Consider the following 18,416-nt stretch of genomic DNA (forward strand, 5'->3'; position numbering starts at 1 on the left):
GTCCGTTTCCATTGTCCCTGTGATGGGGCTTCTGGCCGCGATGATCGTTCGTCCTCTGCCGAGCCGCGGCCAACGGGGTGATCTCGATGCGATCTCCGTTGGCGCGCTCGACGGTGATAACGGCGTCCTCGCGGGTCAGAAGCCTGTTCAGGTCCGGGTCGGAACCCTGAAGCCAGTTGCGCAACCACTTCATTGGCATGTCCTTTCTGTTGGGGCGTCTACCGTTGGGAGCCCGAGAAAGGTGGAACCGACACAAAGGAGGAGAGCTTTTTCGATCGATGTCATCGGATGGGAATACAGATGGGACACGAAAATACCAAGGTACTAACCAATTGTTTTTGTTCTAATCATGGAGCCGGTACTCGCCTCGAAGTTCCATAAAGCCTTGATATTATTTAGGGTATCGGAACGTTGTCCAAGCCCGTGTTGTCCACTTTGTACAACAAGGATGCGAGCGAGAACGATATGCGATACCTCAAACAGCCTCGTGGCCTCGGCAAAAGCTGGGTCTTCCGCATGATTACCCCCACTGAACTCGTCGGGATGCCAAACCCGTGGGACGGAAAACCGCTCCGCAAAGCAATTGTGACTACCCCCTAAAACTGGCCAATAGAAATGGAGTTGGACACTCGAAGGCTGGCCGGAGCGACCACACCAGTATCGGTATAGCCATCATGAATTCCGCCGAAACATCGAGCCCACCATCCTGCCTACTGCGACCCGTTACCCCTACTCTCCGCAAGTCAAAATTGACTGGATGTCCGAACCTCAGATCGTGCTGCCGGAAGTATTCCACCAGCGTGATCTCGCCGGGGACGTAGTCCCCGTTCAGCCATTCCTCTTCCGGGCCATACATCCGAAGGATGGTGAACCAGCTCTTGCCCGGAATGGTCTGCACCCAGTTGCTTTCCCAGCCTTCGGGCGCCTCGAGTGCAAAGAAGACATCGATGGATCCGTTGTCGTTGAGCTTCGGATCATTCTGGATGGAGTCGATGGACGGAAGCGGTTGGTCGGTCTGGAGCATGGACCGGGTCTGCGTGTCGTAGAGCGTGAAGGCCCAGAAATTGGCCCCCGGGGGGTTGGGCGGCATGGTCACCTTGTAGGTCTTCGACCCGTCGAATGGCTTGCTCGCCGCATCGAGGAAGGCGATGCGGTAGTCGGAGCCCACGCCGGGCGACGGCTTCGCCATTGCCGGTGTCACGGCCGTGTAGGGGGAGTGGAAGGTCACCCGCGCATCGGTGTTCATGGCGGCATCGCTCTCACGTCGAAGAACATATTCACGTGGAAAATGCTGGGGCAAAGCGATCGTCGGCTGGGACAATTCGGCCTCCACCAGCCGCGTCATGCGCGTGTTCTTATACCCGGCTCTCGGTTAAACGGGAAAGGTTCCAACAGCACAGAGCCCGTCATGGCCAACGCCACAATTGCCCCTTTCCAGTACCGCTCCTACCGGCTTCTCTGGGCTGCCTCGGTGGTCACCAATCTTGGCGGGCTGATACAGGGCGTCGGGGCAGGTTGGTTGATGACCTCTCTCTCCAACTCACCGATCATGGTGTCGCTGGTGCAGGGCGCCGTGACATTGCCTCTGGCAGTGCTGTCGGTATTGGGCGGGGTGTTTGCTGACAATTACGAACGGCGCAGCGTGATGATGGCAGCGCAGACCTTTATGCTGGCAACCTCCTGCGCACTGGCGATCCTCACCTGGATGAGAATGATTGGCCCTTGGGGGCTACTGGCCTTCACGCTAGCCATCGGATGTGGCGCAGCAATGCACCTTCCGTCCTGGCAGGCCTCCGTTGGCGATCTGGTGCCGCGCGAGCACCTGCCGCAGGCGGTGATGCTGAACGGCATGGGATTCAATCTGATGCGCTCGACCGGGCCGGCGGTGGGCGGCCTGATCGTGGCGCTTTTTGGCGCCGCCGCGGCCTTTGCCGTCAACGCCGTGACTTACGTTCCCGTGATCTTCGCGCTCTCCAGCTGGAAGCCGAAACGGGAGCCGGACCCCCTGCCCCGCGAACCGCTTGGCTCCGCGCTCCGCGCCGGAATGCGCTACGCCCTGCTGTCGGCCGGACACATGCGCATCTTCATCCGCAGTGCCATCTTCGGATGCTCTGCCGTGGCGATCCTGGCGCTCATGCCGCTCGTCGCCAGGGTGGTGGTACAAGGCACCGCGATCACCTATGGCGCTTTGCTCGCCTGTTTCGGCATGGGCGCGGTGCTGGTCGCCCTGACCATGCATCGGATCCGCGACCGTTTCGGCTACGAGGCCATCGTACGGTCAGCCTTTCTCGGGTTGGCTCTGGGTCTCTTCGCCATTTCTCGCAGCGAAACGATCTGGGCGGCTGGCGCGGCAGCCTTCGTCACGGGGATCGCCTGGCAATCGGCAATGTCGCTCTTCAACGTGGCGACCCAGATGGCAACGCCTCGTTGGGTGCTGGGCCGCGTCATGTCGCTGCTGCAGGTCTTCACCTTCGGCGGTATGAGCATCGGCAGCTATGTCTGGGGCCGGATGGCCGACAATGCCGACGTGCAGACCGCGCTGGCGGTCGCTGCCGTAACCTGTCTGCTGGGCGCCAGCCTCGGGGTCGTTATGCGGTTGCCAGAGGAAACCAGCGCCAACCTCGACCCTTTCCGCGGCTTCACCCCACCGGAGCTGGCGCTCGACATCGACCTGCAAAGTGGGCCGATCAAGGTGTCGGTGGAATTCCTCATCCCGCGCCAGAATACGCGCGCCTTCCTGGAAGTGATGGCGCAGCGTCGCATCATCCGGATGCGCGATGGCGCCGACAACTGGTCGCTCTACAGAGACCTCGTCGAGCCAGATCTCTGGCACGAAACCTACCGCGTGCCGACCTGGGCGGCCTACCTGCGCCACATGGCACGGCGGACAACGACCGACGCGGAGAACTTCCACAAGCTCACCGAACTGCACAGCGGTGAAGACCCGCCGCGCGCCCGTCGCTGGATCGAGCGTCCGGCAGATCCAGAGCACCTGCACGCCCGAAACTGAGCGAGGATTCGGGTGTGGGCTCCCTCGGCCGAGATGTCTCCACAACGAACGGTGGCTTATCCACCAAACGGCCCCACGTGCTCGCCTTCACCCGAAATCGTCTGCACCCCCGGGAGACGCACGAGGTTTTGGCTCCGATTGGCGACCAGCGGCACCACCCCCGCGGACTGAACCCGCTCCACTGCGCGTTCTGGCAGCAGCACTTCCGCGCAAGGCAGTAGCCGCGTCCCCTCGATCGCCTCGTAATAGACCAGCGGCAGGTCGCCGAAGTCGAGATTGCCACTCAACCGCGCCTTCCAGCCGGCCTGCCGGTAGGCCTGCGCGATCAGCACCGCGCCCATCACCGATGGTGCACCCCACAACATCGCCTCTGGTTCTTCCCCGGGCCGCTCCAATTCCTCGAATGCAAACCCCTCGACCGGGTCGAACTTCTTGCCATAGGGCGAGCGCAACAGAAAACCCGGACCGAAGCCGCAGATCCGGCTCGCGACGCCGCTCTCACGCAAGGCCGTCCACCCGACCGAAGGGGCAATCTCCTGCCCGATCGTATCTGACAGTGCCGCCCAGCTCTCCATGCCCAAAGCATCCGGCTCCACAGGGGCCAGCACCACGCCCCCCGTCCGCCCGGCTATCGCGCCCAGCGTGCCCAGCAACCGCATATCCTCCATCTCGCCGCCGAATGGAAACTCGCTCACAATCAGCGTGAATGGCGCCGCCTCGCGTTCCACGACCAACCGCCGGTCCAGCACCGAGCCCTCAAGCGTCCCTTCGCCCAACGCTGCCAACAACTCGTCCCGCGTCACGTTCCACAGATGGAGCGAAAGCTCTTCATCCGTCTCCACCCGAGAAACCAAGAAATCGAGCCCGCGCCACGCCGCCTCCAGCGCCTGGAACCCCGGATCATGCAGGACCCCCCGCATCTGGGCCGCCAGCGCCGCGTCCACCGCCGCCACATAATGGTCCGCCCGCGGGTCTTCTTCCGGTACGATATGCGCCGCTACCGCCTCCCTGATCAGCCCAGTCAGGAAACTCTCCTGCGGCGTCGCAGGGGCAGCTCCGGCATCCGCGGGCTTACCCAACAAACGCGCGAAGGTGTCACTGTCGGTCTCCGGCACCGTCTCGCTCTCGCCCGCTTCTGGCGCTGCCAGCAAGAGAGCCCGAACCTCCGCTGCCGCCGCATCGAAACTCCCTGACATCCGCAACCGCCGCCGCAGATCGTTCAACTTCTGGAAAGCTGGGAGGTTGCGCGCAATCTCGTCAGGATGGAAATCCTCCACCTCCCGAGGCGCAATCTCCACCTCGCCGAGCGAAATCACCGGCCGCTCACGCTCGAAAAGATCCTCGAACGTATCGACATCCAGCGGCAAGATCGGGCGCATCTCCAGCGGCACATCCTGCGACCGCGTCCCTGCACCCAGATCCAGCATCACGAGAATGCGCAGGGGCTGCCCCTCTACCGGTCGCGCAGATGAATTCATCTGACCGAAATCCATCGAGAAACGAAGCGGGTTGGACATCGTGAACCTCCCTGATCAGTTATTTTCCCCGATGGTACAGCGCGCGCCTGATCGATCCAGAAAATTCGCTCATCTGAGGTGCCCCCACGACTGATGCGCATAGCTCCGATCCTGTTTTTGGGCGCCAAGCCCTCCGATGGCCGAACAGGTTTTGCCAAAGGTTCGGACGGAGAAATCGGCTTTGCCGACCTTTCCTCCGCTCGCGGCAACGCAGCACTCGCCTCCGATCCCGTCCGGCGTCAAACTGCGCGGGGGACAACCGGACGTTCGCGGTGGGGCACACGACGGTCAAGTCAGCGGACAGAACCGTCGTTCGACTCGAGATTGTCAACGAGCACTACCTGCGCGTATCTGCCGCTCACCACGTCCAGCCGGTGTGGGATGCCTGACGGATGACGGCAGTCAGCCCAATGGACGAAGCCGCTCGCGCGGCATTGGCGCGTGTGGCTGTCGTTGGGCACTGATCTGACCGCTAACTATTTGGGAAAGGGCGAGTCTGTCTGACGATTGGGATCTTCTCAATCGAAAGACAGGAGGTTCCGATGAAGAAGGAGAGAACCACGCCGCTGCGGAAACGTATGATCGAGGACATGCGGCTCCGCGGGATGGGCGAGAAGTATCAGAAAGCTCATATCCGGGCGATCAGGGACTTTGCCGCGTTCCTCGGGCATTCGCCGGACACGGCCACGCCAGAGGAGTTGCGTGGGTATCAGTTGCACATGGCGGACAACTGCTCATGTTGCTCGGCTACTACACCGGATTCACAACATGACTCCCCTGCGGAGATATCTGCAACAGAGCCACTGGCACCGGTCAACGTTTTAGCCCCTCAAGGGCACGACTTGCTGAACGTTTACGATGCCCACGTCTCGCTGACCCAATCGGGCCAACCGACCACTGATTTGAGAGACGCGTTCATAAAGGCTGGCGATGTTGTGGTAAGCAACGGTGCGGGGGCGATACATTTGGTCAGATCGGAAACAGCCTTGCGAAGCCGTTTCTGGTCGAAAAATGTTGCAAGGAGGCTCTTCGGGCGGCAACATAACCTTCGAGGAGCGTCACTTGGGAAAGATCGTTTAAGAAAATGGGTAAGCAAACCCGGCGAGATGTTCTTCTTACTTTGCGGCAGTGGGTATAATTCCGTCCGAACAATCTGTCCTAAAAACTCCAACTCGGGAGCGCTGTTATGGCCGTTGAAACCGTCTTCACGATGTCCAATCCACACGACACGTGCACCGCAGCCGCGTATCTTTGGGCCCACAAGAAGTTGAGAAAGGCAGAAGTTCACGCGCAGGACTTTCAGCACGACAACGATTTCCTCACCTACGCAATGCCCAAAATAAATTCTCTCGACAGTGAGTATCGTCAGCAGGCCTCGCATTTCGGACTTCGGATCATTGATATGGCCGATGGAGTAAACATTTCATCGGCCGAAATTTCAGAGAAGTTTAAGGCGAGGAGCCCCCATGTAGGTCTGTTCTGGTGCAGCTTCCATACTATGGGGTATTACTACGGACACCACGACAAGCAGTACTTCGACAACAATCATGGGCTCTACAAATCAAAGCTGACACAGGACCTGATTGCGTTTATGGATGAAAAAAAGACGAACTACTATCAGGTACCTTGGTGCGGTTACATGATCGTCTCTATCTGAGGAACTGAGACCAGCGTCATCTATTGGCGTCGAAGACTGGGGGGTGTTCTTTAACGAGGCAACTGGTGGTTGCTTCATGGAAGCCGCCCAGGGTCCCTACGTCGTCCAAGTCGGAACCGAAGCGGCGCGTCTTGGGGCTGGTGAAGACGAACAGTTCGGCTTCCTGGCGGTCTACACCACCGATCTTGGGCCGCAGGTTGTTGATGGCGAACTCAAGGATGTCGTCTTGGAAGTCGACGGCGAGTCGTTTGTGTACTCTCGTACCGGTGTGGTCCGCGAAGGCTATGTCGGGGGCTATGTCGTTTCGAACGATGTCATCTTTGGTCAAAGTTTTTCAGACAAGCACACGATGTTGATCAACCCGGGCCACCCGGGATCTGTTGCAATCGATCTGACGGGGACGATGAAGGCAATGGACGCAACACGTGCGTGCCAAATGGAAATGGGCGGCAACCAAGTCGCCACGGGTCGAAGGTGTTGTTCTTGCTCAACAGGGCGGCACCTTCGAACATATCGAGCTTCTGCTCGCCACGTGCGGTTCGCTGCGCACCGCTCTAATGTCCGACTCGGACTTTGCCGCCGTTAGCCAGCAACAGGCAAAGGCGGCCGTCAGCCCAATGCAGAAGTTCGGTGGGGATTCCGAATTGGGCAAAGCGGTCCTTCAGTGTGGCGAGGATGGCCGACCGGTGAGCGGACCTTGCCGACATTCGGCCGACCACCGCGAGCAACCGCAACCTGCGCACACCGGACCTCGACTGATTTAGCCCAATGTCGGCTCAGCGCAGCTTTCGGGCTTTGCAAAGTTTGAGCTTTGTCACTGAAGCGGACCTTGATCCCCGACGCGGCGAACGTGGCAGGGACTCCAGTTTGATGGCAATCGCCTTTGTTATCAGTCGATCAGTTTTTCAAGCGGCTGCCATCGCGATTTCGGCTTGCTCATCGAATGTGAGAACTCGAAATAGCAGCCGCCACCGCCTGAGCCCTGATCGAAATCACGGCTAATCGAGTGCCCTGAAAGGTAGCAATACAAAAGCGTACCAACGCCTCCGTGACCAACGAAAAGAACGTCGCCGGTCTTGCATAGACTCAGGCACTGTTGGACCTCTGTCACAATTCTGTTCTGCGCATTCGTCGCGGTCTCCCAGCCCCTCACACTTCTATCAGGGTTGGCAAAGAACTGGTCTGCAACGATTTCGAACTCTTCAGGTGGAAGAAAGCCAGTGGCGCTTCGGTCATTCTCGTGCATCGCCTCCCGAACCTCGTTGCGGCAACCGAGAGCTGTCGCCAGCGGAGTGGCGGTCTCAATTGCCTTGGTTTCTGCACTACTGATCACATGTTGCGTACCAGCCAGCGCCTTGGACGCAGCGAGTGCCGCAACGCGCCCTTTGCCGAGGTCGTTCAGTCCCCAATTTGGCACTGGAATGGCTGGATCAATCAGTACTTGCGGGTGCGAAAGGTATCGAACGACTTGTCTCATGATCTCAGCCTGCCAGAAAGACGACGGGTCAGAAAGTCCGTTAGGTTTACAGCGGCGCAATCGATCGCAAATGACAGCATCCAAGGGCCTCGCCGAGAACCATGCGAGTCCGGTGTCGAATGCTGCAAGTGCGGCGCTTGGCGGCACGGTCGGCATTCCGCCAGTTCGTCCGGAGCGCAGCATCTGCGAAGATGGGCGCGAAGATGCTCGGAGTGACACTATGCGCAAGAAGCACGTCTTCGCCGACGCCGAGGAAATTGGGAACATTGCCACGGCTTGCCGGATTTTGCGGCATTCGTCCGGAAACCTACTACGACTGGAAGAAACGCGACGTAGCTCGGGTGGACGCTGGTCTGGTGAACTCGGAGCGCCACCTGCTGTCCGATCGATCTCCTGTCATTCGAGCTCTGACGCGATTTCCTGCTGGACCGGCCATACAGCCGAGTTGGCCACCTGATCGTGGGCGTCCCAAACAAACTTAACCTGACATCAGTAACCTGGCACAGCCGGCCAATGTGCTCCTGCGCCGTCAAAGGCGATCCGCGACCAAGACCGTGCGGTCATCGAAATACTCGGCACCAGTTGTCCCCTTCACCGTCGCGAAGGGTCCGATCTTGTGAACATCTTCGATCTCAGCGCGGGAAAAGGCGGCTTCCCAGGCTTCAACCGATACCGTCTCTGGAATGCAGGGATAGCCGTCGGTGAAGATCTCGATGCTCCGAACCTGATCCTTGGGCCGCTTGACGTCGATGAACTCGCCACGCCGCGGCAGCACACCGTTCAGGGTGTCGAAGCCAAGTGGACTCTCCGGATCATTGCCGAATTGATACTGAATCTGGATCCCACCCAGCAGGAACCTGCAGACAAGCGCTCGAATATCATCGAGTTGCAGGGCGTCAATCGTGGCGTCGATGATGCTATCCGCAGCTTCCCGCGTGATGATGCCTTCTGCCACAGCATTTTCGAACCCGAGCAGAATGGACCTGCGGGTCGCAGCTTCTGTCGCATCCGTCACTGGTGCGGCGGCGGCCAATGTCTTGAAAACCGCCACCCGCGCATGTGTCGCAATCGCGTCCAGCAGCTTGTTGAAGCAGAACAGTTCGGTACCGTTAAGCCGGATTCCAGTGTCTCCAAGCGCGAAGAAGCGCCAATAGTCGCCGCAGTCGAAGGCGGCGGCCAGCGTTGCGGACGGGGGGATCGGCAGGTCCAACTCTACCGTCCGTCGCGCAAGGGCGTCCGATACCCGGGCGAGGATTTCGGTTCCCGGCATGGTCCGCAACGCCGGATCGAGCGCCAGTTCGGTAACGGCGGTTGCGAGGGTCAGAGCCGCCAGCCGCCCGGCACCGATCCCGTCAACGACAGTGCCGCGAGGATCCGTTGCGCCATCGCAGATCCCGATGACCGCACCAGGCAGGACAATCGGAACATCGTCCCCGACCTTCGAGTTGGTACGGTATTTCGACACATTCAGGAGTTCGAGTCTCATACCAACCTCATACGAATGCCGAGTCACGGTTGTCAGCGAAGCGGAACACGGCGTAGACGCAGATCCCTGTGCAGAGAAGCAGAACGGTCGAGAGCGCCGCCGCAAGACCGAATTCCCCGTCCAGAACCGCGAGATAGATCTTCACCGGCATGGTGATGGTCCCGGAATCATAGAGGATCAGGGTCGAGGACAACTCGTTGATCGCGGTGATGAAACTCATGAGCGAGCCAACGATCAACCCCGGTATGATCAACGGCAACGTGACCGAAAGGAAGGCTTTCAGTGGCGGCGCCCCAAGGTTCACCGCGGCCTCTTCGAGCGAAGGCTTGATCTGTCGCAGGCTCGAAGTTGTCGACCGCACACCATAGGGTAGCCGGCGGATGAAATAGATCAGGATCAGCAGGCCAGCCGTGCCGGCCAGGTCAAAGACACCGCCGCGGAACGTGGTGACAAACCCGATGGCCATTACGACGCCGGGGACGAGGTAGGGCACCATCATGAGGAAGTCGATTGCGCCTGCGGCCACGTTATCGCGACGCACGATGACATAGGAAATCAACGCCGAGAACGTCGTGATCAGCACAACAGCGCATAGCGAGAACAGGAAACTGTTGCCAATCGCCTCGGGGGCGTCATGGAGGATCCGCCGATAGCTTTCCAGCCCGAAACCGCCGGTAAAGACAGGCCCGTTCGTCTGGAGGAACGAGGTGTAGACCACGACCGCCGTTGGCAGCATGGCCAGCGCGACGACACCGTGACAGAAGCCATGCACCGCCATGCTCCGCCAGCCGTGTAGATGCACCTTCACCGGCAGGTTGGTCAGCGAAGAGGCGTAACGGCGTTTCGAGAGGATGAAGCGCTGCACCAGAAGGGCCAGCATCGAAATCGCCATCATGACGATCGAGATGGTCACCGCCATGGTGGGCAGCCCCCCCAGTTCGGAGCGGTAGGCCGCGAAAGCAATGGTCGAAAGCGTACGGAAACCGCGCCCGAGGATCGCTGGCGTGCCGAAATCGGCAATAGAGAGCACGAAGCATATGATTGCCCCGGTCGAGACCGCCGGGAACACCAGCGGGAGTGTGATTTTCACAAACCGTTGCCAAGGCGTGCAGCCGAGGTTTTCGGCGGCGTCTTCGAAGCTCTTGCTCACTGCGTTCAGTGCGGTCTGGGTCATCAGGAAGACGAAGGGGAAGAACTTCAGCGTGTAGACCAGAATGATCCCGTGCGCACCGTAGATCGTCGGTGTCGAGATGCCGATGCTTTCGAAGAAATTGGTGATAAAGCCGTTCGATCCCAGCATCATGATCCAGGCGTAGGCGCCAATAAAGGGCGGCGCGACGAGAACGAGGATCGCCAGCGTCGAGATCCATGCACGGCCCCAGATATGGAAGCGCGCGGTGAAGAAGGCGAGCGGGATGCCGATCAGGCAAGCGCCGAGCGTGCCAAGCAACCCCACGAAGAGCGTGTTCTTGAATCCCTTGAGATAATAGTTTCGCGTGAAGGCCTCGACGTAGTTGCCCAGGGTAAACTCCCCTGTCTTGGCATCGACGAAGCTCAGCATCAGCACCCGCAGGATCGGCAGGATCAGCAACACAGCGAGCAGAACAAGGATCAGGACCGTGACGACCGTCCAGAATTCGAACCGGGGCCGAAGCGCACGGGCAATCATGCAACCCTCCTTCCGGTCTCGCTGTCTTCAAAGAACAACAGGTCGTCGCGGACGGCGGTCAGGGTGATGACACTCCCCTCTTCCAGCGCCACGATCGTCGGGTCCGGACGGGAAACGACCTTCACCTCCTCCCCAGTCTCGGTGCGGGCAAAGACTTCCATCTCGCGCCCCAGGAAACTGACCCCGCGCAGGCTGGCCGGGATCGCGATGGCCTCGGGCGCAGAACCCGCTTGGCCGGGAAGAACCTTGAGCGCTTCGGGCCGAATGGCACAGACAAGAGAAGCCCCACCATCGACAGCCGACAACCTGGCAGACAGGTCCGCCCCGCCTGCGCGCAAGGCGGCCGACGCCCCGTCCCGCTGGACCGACAGAAAATTGTTCGTGCCAACGAAGGAGGCGACAAACCGGTTGGCTGGCTTCAAGTAGATGTCCAGCGGGTTCGTCGCCTGCTGGATGACGCCTTCGTACATCACGCAGACAGTGTCCGACATCGCCAGAGCTTCTTCCTGATCATGCGTGACATAAATTGTGGTGATGCCGAGTTCCTGCTGGATACGCCGCAGCTCGGCCCGAAGGTCGACCCGCAGCTTGGCGTCGAGATTGGACAGCGGTTCATCCATCAGCAGAACCTTCGGCTCGATGACGATGGCGCGGGCGAGGCCGACCCGCTGCTGCTGCCCGCCGGACAGTTCATGCGGCATGCGGTCGGCAAACGGGCCGAGCTGTACAACTTCCAGAACCTTCTCCAACCGGCGGGTGATTTCCGCCGATGCGACCTTGCGCTGTTTCAGGCCGAAGGCAACGTTGTCGCGCACGCTGAGATGCGGAAAGATCGCGTAATCCTGAAACACCATGCCGACATCGCGGCGATAGGCCGGAAGATCCTCGATGGAATTGCCGTCCACCTCGATACTGCCGGAATTCTGCCGATGGAAACCGGCGATTGTCCGCAGCAGCGTGGTCTTCCCGCAGCCCGAGGGGCCGAGCAGGGTATAGAACGCCCCGGAAGGGATCGACACGTTGATGTCCGACAACGCCACCACATCGCCGTAAAGCTTGCGAAGCGCAGAAATTTCCACCGAAGACATTGCTTGCCTGACCTGATTTTGGGATCTTTACGTGCCGGGCGCAGCGGCTGCGCCCGGCTTTTGCGTTACTGGACGTCGAGGACGATGTCTTTCCACTGTTCGACCAGCCGCTCACGATTGTCCGCAGCCCATTTGGCGTTGTATCCAACCGAGTTCACCTCGGAAAGCGGCAGCAGCGCTTCCTTCGAGGCGACATCCGAGCGAACAGGGCGACGACCTTGCTCTGCCACGACTTTCTGGCCTTCCACGGAGAGCATGAAGTCGATGAAGGCCTTGCCGCCATCGGCATTCGGAGCACCCTTGATGAGCGCCATGGCATCCGGTGCGATCGCGGTGCCTTCGGACGGATAGACGATCTGGACCGGACCGCCACCTTCGACATAGCGAAGCGCAGCATCTTCCAGCGTCACGCCAATCGCAAGCTCACCGTCATTGACGAAGCGCGGCACGGCGCCCGAGCTCTCAGACAGAACGAAATTGCCGAGCATGCCCTTGTAGGTCTCAAGCCCTTCTTCTTCGGAGCCGAAGGCCTGGAGCACCGTGGCAAACTGGATATAGGAGGAGCCCGATGCGTCGGCACGAGCCGAGGAAATCATATCGTCATATTGCGGATCGGCCAGCGCAGCCCAGCTATCGGGCACCGGCTTGCCGTCGAGTTTCGACTCGTTGACGATGAAGGCCATGACAACGGCGGTGAACGGAGTCCACAGGTCGCTCTGCTTCATGCCATCGGCCAGTTTGTCGGCTTCGGTGGCCTCATAGGCTTCGAACAGGTCGGGGTTGAAGTCGATGACGGTGCCGTCGACGCTCCAGATCACATCAGCTTGCGGGCTGCCCGCTTCGGCCGTCAGCCGGTTCAGCAACTCGCCCGACCCTGCCTTGATGATGTCGACCTTCATACCCGAGGCCTCTTCGAACATCGGTGCAAGGGCGTCGATGAAGTTCTGAGGAACGGCTGTATAGACCGTAACGTTACCTTCGGCTATCGCGCCGGTGGCGCAAAGCGCCATGGCCGAACCGAGAATCGCGGATTTCAGTTTCATTCAGTCCTCCCGTTGGGTTTAGGGGGCCGAATCCCGCAGTCATGCGGTGCTGTCGGGTCGGCCGTGAATTAAGTTGCAATCCAGAATATAATCCAAGTCAAACGAATTATTTCCGCTTTTCGTCGCAGCACGGTCTGCTACAGCTTCCGTTCATGGGGGACACGAACGACCGTTTCAGGCTGACTTACAACGGCCGCAGGATCATCTCCGCAATCCGGAGCCAGGGTCCGCAATCGCGTGCGGACCTTGCCCGCCGGCTCGATATCAAGCCGTCGACCGTGACCCGCCTGACGGGTCCGATGGTGTCCGAGGGATTGCTGAAAGAAGGTCCGGACCCGAGCCGCGAGGGGCGAAAGGGCTATCCGGCCCGGCTGCTGAGCATTGATCCCGATGGCGTTTTTACGGCCGGGGTCTATCTTGACCCCGACCGCATCATGACCTGTATCTGCGACCTGAGCGGCCGAGCTCTCGAAGTCGAGGAAGCCGCGGTTCACAATACGTCCTTCCCCCAGCTGATGACCGAAGCAGGGGCCAGCGTGGCACGGTTGGTGGACAAGTCCGGCATCGACAGGTCCCGGATTGCCGGATGTGGTGTGAGCTATCCCGGCCAGTACAGCGCCGACCCCACGCAGGTCCTCAAGATCCGGCAGTTTCGCGACTGGCCGGACGTCAATGTCGAGCGCGACCTGACCCGGTATTTCGGCATGCCGGTTCGACACATGAACGACGCCAAAGCGGCCTGCATGGCCGAACTCTACCATGGTGCCTGCCGAAACGTTCGAAACTTCTGCCATATATGGTTGTCCTACGGCATTGGCGGGGCGGCCGTCGTCGACCAGCAGCCATATCTGGGACGTACCAACCTCGCGGCAGAATGGGGCGGACTGTTCCCGAAATCGCAGCCGAGGCCGTCTGGGCAAGACCTCCTGGATGTTCTTGCCCGCGAAGGCATTGCGCTGAGGCATCTGAACGACCTGACCGAAAGCAATCTCTCGCTTCCGGCCGTCAAGGAATGGTGCAAGCGCGCCGCTGAGCAGTTGCGATGGCTCTGCCTTGTCATCGACCGGACATTCGCCCCCGATGCAATCGTTCTGGGAGGCACGCTCCACCCAAGGCTCATTGATGACATGCTGGATGCCATACTGGCTGCCGAAACCCTTGGCGAAGACTACCTTGTTGCACCACCTCCGGTGCTGAGGGCCGAACAGGATACCCTGCCGCAGCTTGGTGCCGCGGCATTGCCGGTTCACGAGATATTCAACCCGTCGGCTTTCTCGGGTGCCGCAAGCAAACAGCGCTGACTGCCTTGTCAGGCTACGGCCGTCAGATTGCGACCAGGCAACCCAAGCTTGGTCGATTTAGTCCGCATCATCAGTTCAAGCGATTTGCATCTCTTAGGCTTCGCTTCACAAACCAGTTGAGGGATTCACTGCGTGAATGCAGCATGACAGCCGGAAGGCAAGAGCAGTTGTCCGGCTCAGCCGTTGGTCGTCTGCAGCACGATGAAGGTCCGCTTGTCCCATTCCGACAGATCCGCGAGAGGACCGCTTTGGGCTGACAGCGGTCAGTGATGCCAGTCTCATCGACGGCGGCTTCGTCCGCTGACCTTACTTCGGTGCGCCACATCCTGAATGACCGGTCCCTGCATACGCACAAAGCTCGGGTGTCAGAGTAAAGGCCCAGAAGCGTCTTCATTCCTCGCGGAACCCATTCAAACTGCTTAATCCATCTCAGGTTAAATGATGCTACCCACAGCTCGCTTCAAGCTCGTGAGGCCCTGCTCACTACGTGTCATCGCCCAGTATCCCGTCGGGCCCCTCGAGGTGCCTTCCGCTTTTGGTGGCTTGTCCAGATGGTGTTGCCTCTCCGTGGAGCGATTTCAGAGTTCTGCAAAGTTGCGAATGTAGGTGTCATCCCCCTCTCTCGTCCATGACCGGCTCCAGCGGTCCGGTGGCTTCACTATGCTGTTGTACACACAGGACAACCACACAAATGGACAACACAAAGCGATATTATACAGCAATATCATTAAGTTAAACTAACAGCACGGCAACGCAAGGCGGTTTCGGAAGGGATGCACAGTAATGGTGGCGGCCTGTTTCTTTGCGTCAAAGGATGCCGAAGGTCATGGGTTTTCCGCTTCACGCCCGCACGGACAAAGAAAAAAGCGCGATCTGGATCGACGTCTTCAGCGAGGCAACCGTCAAGATCAGCAGGACGGCAAGGGCCGCTGGATCGACAACCGCATGATCGAGCGCCTGTGGCGATCCCTCAGTGCGAGTGCATCTACTTTCACGCTTACGATCGTGGCTCAGAGGTGAAGGCCGGTATCGGAACCTGGTTGGCCTAATGGAACGCCGGGCGTCCACATTCCTTCCACGGCATATTGCCTCCCGGCGAGGTCCATGTCAGCAAAAGCAAACCAACGAGAATGGCAGCCTGATGTGAACCCCTGAACCGCCTTAGAAAAGCTAATAACTGATCGAAATTGTAGGACCACCTCGGAGTCCGGCTAGACGGTTTACGTATATGAAGGCGGGGGGCGCCTGCCGGATCGAGCGAAAGTTCACTGCGGAAACTGAATCAGCGACAAGCGCTTCGATCAAGCACGAGTTTTTCAACACAATCCGCCCTCTTTGCCCGTTCAATCGAGCCACCATGACCCGCTGCCTTACCGATGTCGCTGCCATTTGGTTGGATGGCGGTTCTGGCATCAACAAAATAGATGGACTTCGGCACCCGAAAACGCCCAATGTCGAGTGTTGACGGGCTCACCCCGGGGGGAGTCCAGTGATCGAAAGAGAACCAAGACTTCTGTGCTTCCTAAAGTCGATTGGTCCCAAGGGAGCAGGTCAAGGCTTGCGAAAATGGCAGACGCAATCGTGAAAAACCGGAGAAATGAATTGAGTAGCAATAAGCTTCGGGTTGTAACGATGGGATCCGCGACGATCGACATCATCGCGACTGTCGCGAACGAAGATATTGAGCAGATGCGCCTTACGAACCAAACTGCATCATTCTTGCTGATGGAGCCCGGTCGAAAGGTCGACGCGGAGAATATCCGAACTTACATCGGTGGCGGTGCGGTCAACGCTGCGGTCTGCCTTGCAAGACAAGGGTTTTCGGCGGCACCCCTGGTAAAGATGGGACAAGATCTCAATGCCGATAACATCGTCTCGGCGCTGACTTTGGAGGGGGTCGACACATCCCTCGCGATCCATGATCCGAACTATGCGACCGCTGTTTCCCTGCTCATCGCGTCCCATGATCGAGATGCGGCGATCTTCACGCATCGCGGAGCGAACGAGCACCTTTTCCTGGAAGACCTTGAGAAGAACCCCTTTGAAAATGCTGATCTCGTCTACATTGCGGGCCTGAGCAACGCGTCCGCCGATCTGTTCCCGGAGATCGTGAGCCGGGCGAAGGAGGCGGGGGCATTTGTTGCGACCAACCCCGGCATAAGGCAGCTCACGCGGAAGACGGATCCCTTCTTTGACAGCTTGGGCAAAGTCGATCTCTTTATTTGCAATCGCGCCGAAGCGCGCGCGCTCATCCCGAAACTGGTAGAAAGAACCGGATGGGACAAAGGCCAACCGCCAAAGGCCGACCAAGATGAACTCGTCCTCGAAATCGAGGGCTTCAAACTGCCATCGGCAGACTACTTCGCCCGCATGCATAGCCTCGGCCCATCTTACGTTGGTATTACCGACGGCTCTCAGGGCGCTTTTCTGTCTGTTTCAGGCGACATCCAGTTCCAACCGGTCGTGCCTGCCGATGTACTTGGAACAACGGGTGCAGGAGACAGTTTTTCATCCACTTTGGCCGGATGCCTGGCCAGCGGCGACGCACCATTGAAGGCGTTGCGCCTTGCTGCGCAAAACTCGTCCTCCGTGGTGAGTTTCACAGATGCTCATTCCGGGCTGCTGTCCCGGGAACAGCTTGCGGCGCTTGTGCAGTAAGCCGCGCTTTGTGTCGGATGGGCGTTTTTGCATAACAGCCGTAGAGGATTCACTTTGCGAATCCCTTGGTTTAGATCGGCGACATGCCGAAACCCGCTTTTCCCCGCTATCGCGCAATGAACCGGTCCAGCTACAGCGAGTCGCTTCGAAGGCGGGGATCGCTGCTGGTTTGGTTTGATCGAAACATGACCTGGTTGGCGGAACGAACCGGCAAACGCGGGCACCCGGAGACATTCTCCGATGCAACGATCCAGTTCTGCCTGAGTGTGAAGGTGTTGTTCGGTCTGCCGCTTCGCCAGACCTCCGGAATGGTTGCCAGCCTTCTGGAGATGGCTGGGCCTGATTGGCCGGTTCCAGGTTTCAGTACGTTGTCTCAGCGCCAGAAAACCTTGAACGTCCAGATCCCCTATCACCGCGAGGACGAACCGCTGGACCAGAGGTGGCTCGGGAAATATGAACAGTCCGGAGCCGTTTTCTCAGTGGATTTTCCGCTCAGTTATGCCGCGAGCGGGATTGGTCGGGGCGGGTTGAGAGATGTCTGATCGGGCGTTTGCCCGTCCAGCGATGAATGCGGTCTCCGCGTGTTGTAGAAGGCCAGGTATAGGGCGAGGCCCAAGCGGGCGGCGGAGACGGTTTCATCGGCGTGCAGGTAGACCTCTTCGTATTTGATCGCCCTCCATAGACGTTCGACAAAGACGTTGTCGCGCCAGGCGCCTTTTCCATCAGTTACCGGCAGGTGATTGGAACAATCACCGAGAGGCATGCTGATCTGGATCTCGGCGGCCTTCAGCGCCTTGATGAAGTCGTTGGATGTGAACTGGCTGCCCTGGTCCGTGTTCATGATCTCCGGCTTGCCGTATCTGGCTATTGCTTCGTTAAAAGCTTCCAGACGCGGCTCCGTTTCCAGCGTGACCGATAGCCGCCAGGCCAGCACATTGCGGCTGCACCGGTCCACAACCGCCGTCAGGCAGGCGATGCTTCTCATCGCTGAGAGGGGGACCAGCGGTGATGAAGAACCGGATCGGGCATCCCGAAGCGTCGGTGACGGCATGCAGCTTCGTGTTCATACCGCCTTTCGTGCGCCCGATCAGCCTTCCACGCCCCCGTTCGTCGGGAAACTGATCCCCCGGATCAATTCCTGATCCTCCTTACGTCAACCGCAGGCCGGAGGCCGTGCGATGCGCCTTTAGGTAGGTCGCGTCGATCATGATCGTGTTCCGATCCGTTCCCTCCGAAGCCGACCCTACCATGATCCGGGCAAACACGCCCATGTCGCTCCTCCGCTTCCAGCGGTTGTAGAGCGTCTTGGGCGGGCCATATTCTTTTGGTGCGCTACTCCAACGCAAGCCATTGCGATTGAAGAAGATTATTCAATTCAAAACGCGCCTGGCATCGACGCGTGGCTTGCAATGGCTCTTCGGAAAGTACGGTTGGAGCCGTGCCATCTGGTTCGACAGGAAAACAGTCCCCCGGACTGTTTTCGTATCTGTCTCACTCGTTCAGCCACAAA

The 18,416-nt window shown here is 59.3% G+C and carries 14 protein-coding genes and 3 pseudogenes; 7 read left to right on the forward strand and 10 right to left on the reverse strand.

What is annotated here, in order from left to right:
• Together R3X27_RS05490 and R3X27_RS05495 are read right to left on the reverse strand one after the other, a co-directional pair.
• Positions 1-193 (reverse strand): hypothetical protein (locus R3X27_RS05490; protein ID WP_317707832.1); only part of this gene is annotated, 193 nt, incomplete at its 3' end.
• Between the two features lie 396 nt (positions 194-589).
• Complete coding sequence (locus R3X27_RS05495; RefSeq protein ID WP_317707833.1) at positions 590-1,345, reverse strand: DUF1214 domain-containing protein; 756 nt, start codon at positions 1,343-1,345, stop codon at positions 590-592.
• Between the two features lie 63 nt (positions 1,346-1,408).
• On the opposite strand from R3X27_RS05495, the gene R3X27_RS05500 reads away from it, so the two are divergent.
• The gene (locus R3X27_RS05500) at positions 1,409-3,010 is read left to right on the forward strand and encodes an MFS transporter (RefSeq protein WP_317707834.1); all 1,602 of its coding nucleotides are present in this window, start codon (positions 1,409-1,411) and stop codon (positions 3,008-3,010) included.
• A gap of 56 nt (positions 3,011-3,066) precedes the next feature.
• On the opposite strand, the gene R3X27_RS05505 is transcribed toward R3X27_RS05500, so the two are convergent.
• Positions 3,067-4,527 carry a type VI secretion system contractile sheath domain-containing protein gene (locus R3X27_RS05505; protein WP_317707835.1) on the reverse strand — a complete coding sequence of 487 codons (1,461 nt, stop codon included), beginning with the start codon at positions 4,525-4,527 and terminating at the stop codon, positions 3,067-3,069.
• A 578-nt stretch (positions 4,528-5,105) separates the two neighbouring features.
• On the opposite strand from R3X27_RS05505, the gene R3X27_RS05510 reads away from it, so the two are divergent.
• The 3 genes from R3X27_RS05510 to R3X27_RS05520 all read left to right on the forward strand — a co-directional run bounded on the left by R3X27_RS05510 (position 5,106) and on the right by R3X27_RS05520 (position 6,770).
• The gene (locus R3X27_RS05510; protein ID WP_411572467.1) at positions 5,106-5,798 is read left to right on the forward strand and encodes a phage integrase N-terminal SAM-like domain-containing protein; all 693 of its coding nucleotides are present in this window, start codon (positions 5,106-5,108) and stop codon (positions 5,796-5,798) included.
• The gene (locus tag R3X27_RS05515; protein WP_317708061.1) at positions 5,714-6,184 is read left to right on the forward strand and encodes a hypothetical protein; all 471 of its coding nucleotides are present in this window, start codon (positions 5,714-5,716) and stop codon (positions 6,182-6,184) included. Before R3X27_RS05510 ends, R3X27_RS05515 begins: the two co-directional genes overlap by 85 nt.
• A 76-nt stretch (positions 6,185-6,260) precedes the next feature.
• Complete coding sequence (locus R3X27_RS05520; RefSeq protein ID WP_317707837.1) at positions 6,261-6,770, forward strand: hypothetical protein; 510 nt, start codon at positions 6,261-6,263, stop codon at positions 6,768-6,770.
• 303 nt (positions 6,771-7,073) lie between these two features.
• On the opposite strand, the gene R3X27_RS05525 is transcribed toward R3X27_RS05520, so the two are convergent.
• From R3X27_RS05525 to R3X27_RS05545, 5 genes are all read right to left on the reverse strand, one after another.
• Positions 7,074-7,817 (reverse strand): histidine phosphatase family protein, encoded by a 744-nt coding sequence (locus R3X27_RS05525; RefSeq protein WP_317707838.1) that lies wholly within the window; start codon positions 7,815-7,817, stop codon positions 7,074-7,076.
• A gap of 373 nt (positions 7,818-8,190) precedes the next feature.
• Positions 8,191-9,147 (reverse strand): hypothetical protein, encoded by a 957-nt coding sequence (locus tag R3X27_RS05530; protein WP_317707839.1) that lies wholly within the window; start codon positions 9,145-9,147, stop codon positions 8,191-8,193.
• A gap of 7 nt (positions 9,148-9,154) precedes the next feature.
• The gene (locus R3X27_RS05535; RefSeq protein ID WP_317707840.1) at positions 9,155-10,816 is read right to left on the reverse strand and encodes an iron ABC transporter permease; all 1,662 of its coding nucleotides are present in this window, start codon (positions 10,814-10,816) and stop codon (positions 9,155-9,157) included.
• Positions 10,813-11,904, reverse strand: coding sequence for an ABC transporter ATP-binding protein (locus tag R3X27_RS05540; protein WP_317707841.1), 1,092 nt, complete (start codon positions 11,902-11,904; stop codon positions 10,813-10,815). Before R3X27_RS05540 ends, R3X27_RS05535 begins: the two co-directional genes overlap by 4 nt.
• Before the next feature lie 65 nt (positions 11,905-11,969).
• Positions 11,970-12,947: an extracellular solute-binding protein gene (locus R3X27_RS05545; RefSeq protein ID WP_317707842.1), complete on the reverse strand. Its 978-nt coding sequence runs from the start codon at positions 12,945-12,947 to the stop codon at positions 11,970-11,972.
• Positions 12,948-13,099: 152 nt separating this feature from the next.
• On the opposite strand from R3X27_RS05545, the gene R3X27_RS05550 reads away from it, so the two are divergent.
• From R3X27_RS05550 to R3X27_RS05560, 3 genes and pseudogenes are all read left to right on the forward strand, one after another.
• The gene (locus R3X27_RS05550; RefSeq protein WP_317707843.1) at positions 13,100-14,248 is read left to right on the forward strand and encodes an ROK family transcriptional regulator; all 1,149 of its coding nucleotides are present in this window, start codon (positions 13,100-13,102) and stop codon (positions 14,246-14,248) included.
• 1,566 nt (positions 14,249-15,814) lie between these two features.
• Positions 15,815-16,906, forward strand: coding sequence for a carbohydrate kinase family protein (locus tag R3X27_RS05555; RefSeq protein ID WP_317707844.1), 1,092 nt, complete (start codon positions 15,815-15,817; stop codon positions 16,904-16,906).
• Between the two features lie 83 nt (positions 16,907-16,989).
• Positions 16,990-17,340, forward strand: a pseudogene (locus R3X27_RS05560) (transposase); the annotation flags it as partial.
• Positions 17,341-17,402: 62 nt separating this feature from the next.
• Here the strand turns inward: R3X27_RS05560 and R3X27_RS05565 are convergent.
• Together R3X27_RS05565 and R3X27_RS05570 are read right to left on the reverse strand one after the other, a co-directional pair.
• Positions 17,403-17,888 (reverse strand): annotated as a pseudogene (locus R3X27_RS05565) (transposase); the annotation flags it as partial.
• Between the two features lie 16 nt (positions 17,889-17,904).
• Positions 17,905-18,351: pseudogene (locus R3X27_RS05570) on the reverse strand (IS5 family transposase); the annotation flags it as partial.
• Between the last annotated feature and the right edge of the window lie 65 nt (positions 18,352-18,416).

This window comes from Tropicimonas sp. TH_r6 (assembly GCF_033101155.1).
Classification (GTDB): domain Bacteria; phylum Pseudomonadota; class Alphaproteobacteria; order Rhodobacterales; family Rhodobacteraceae; genus Tropicimonas.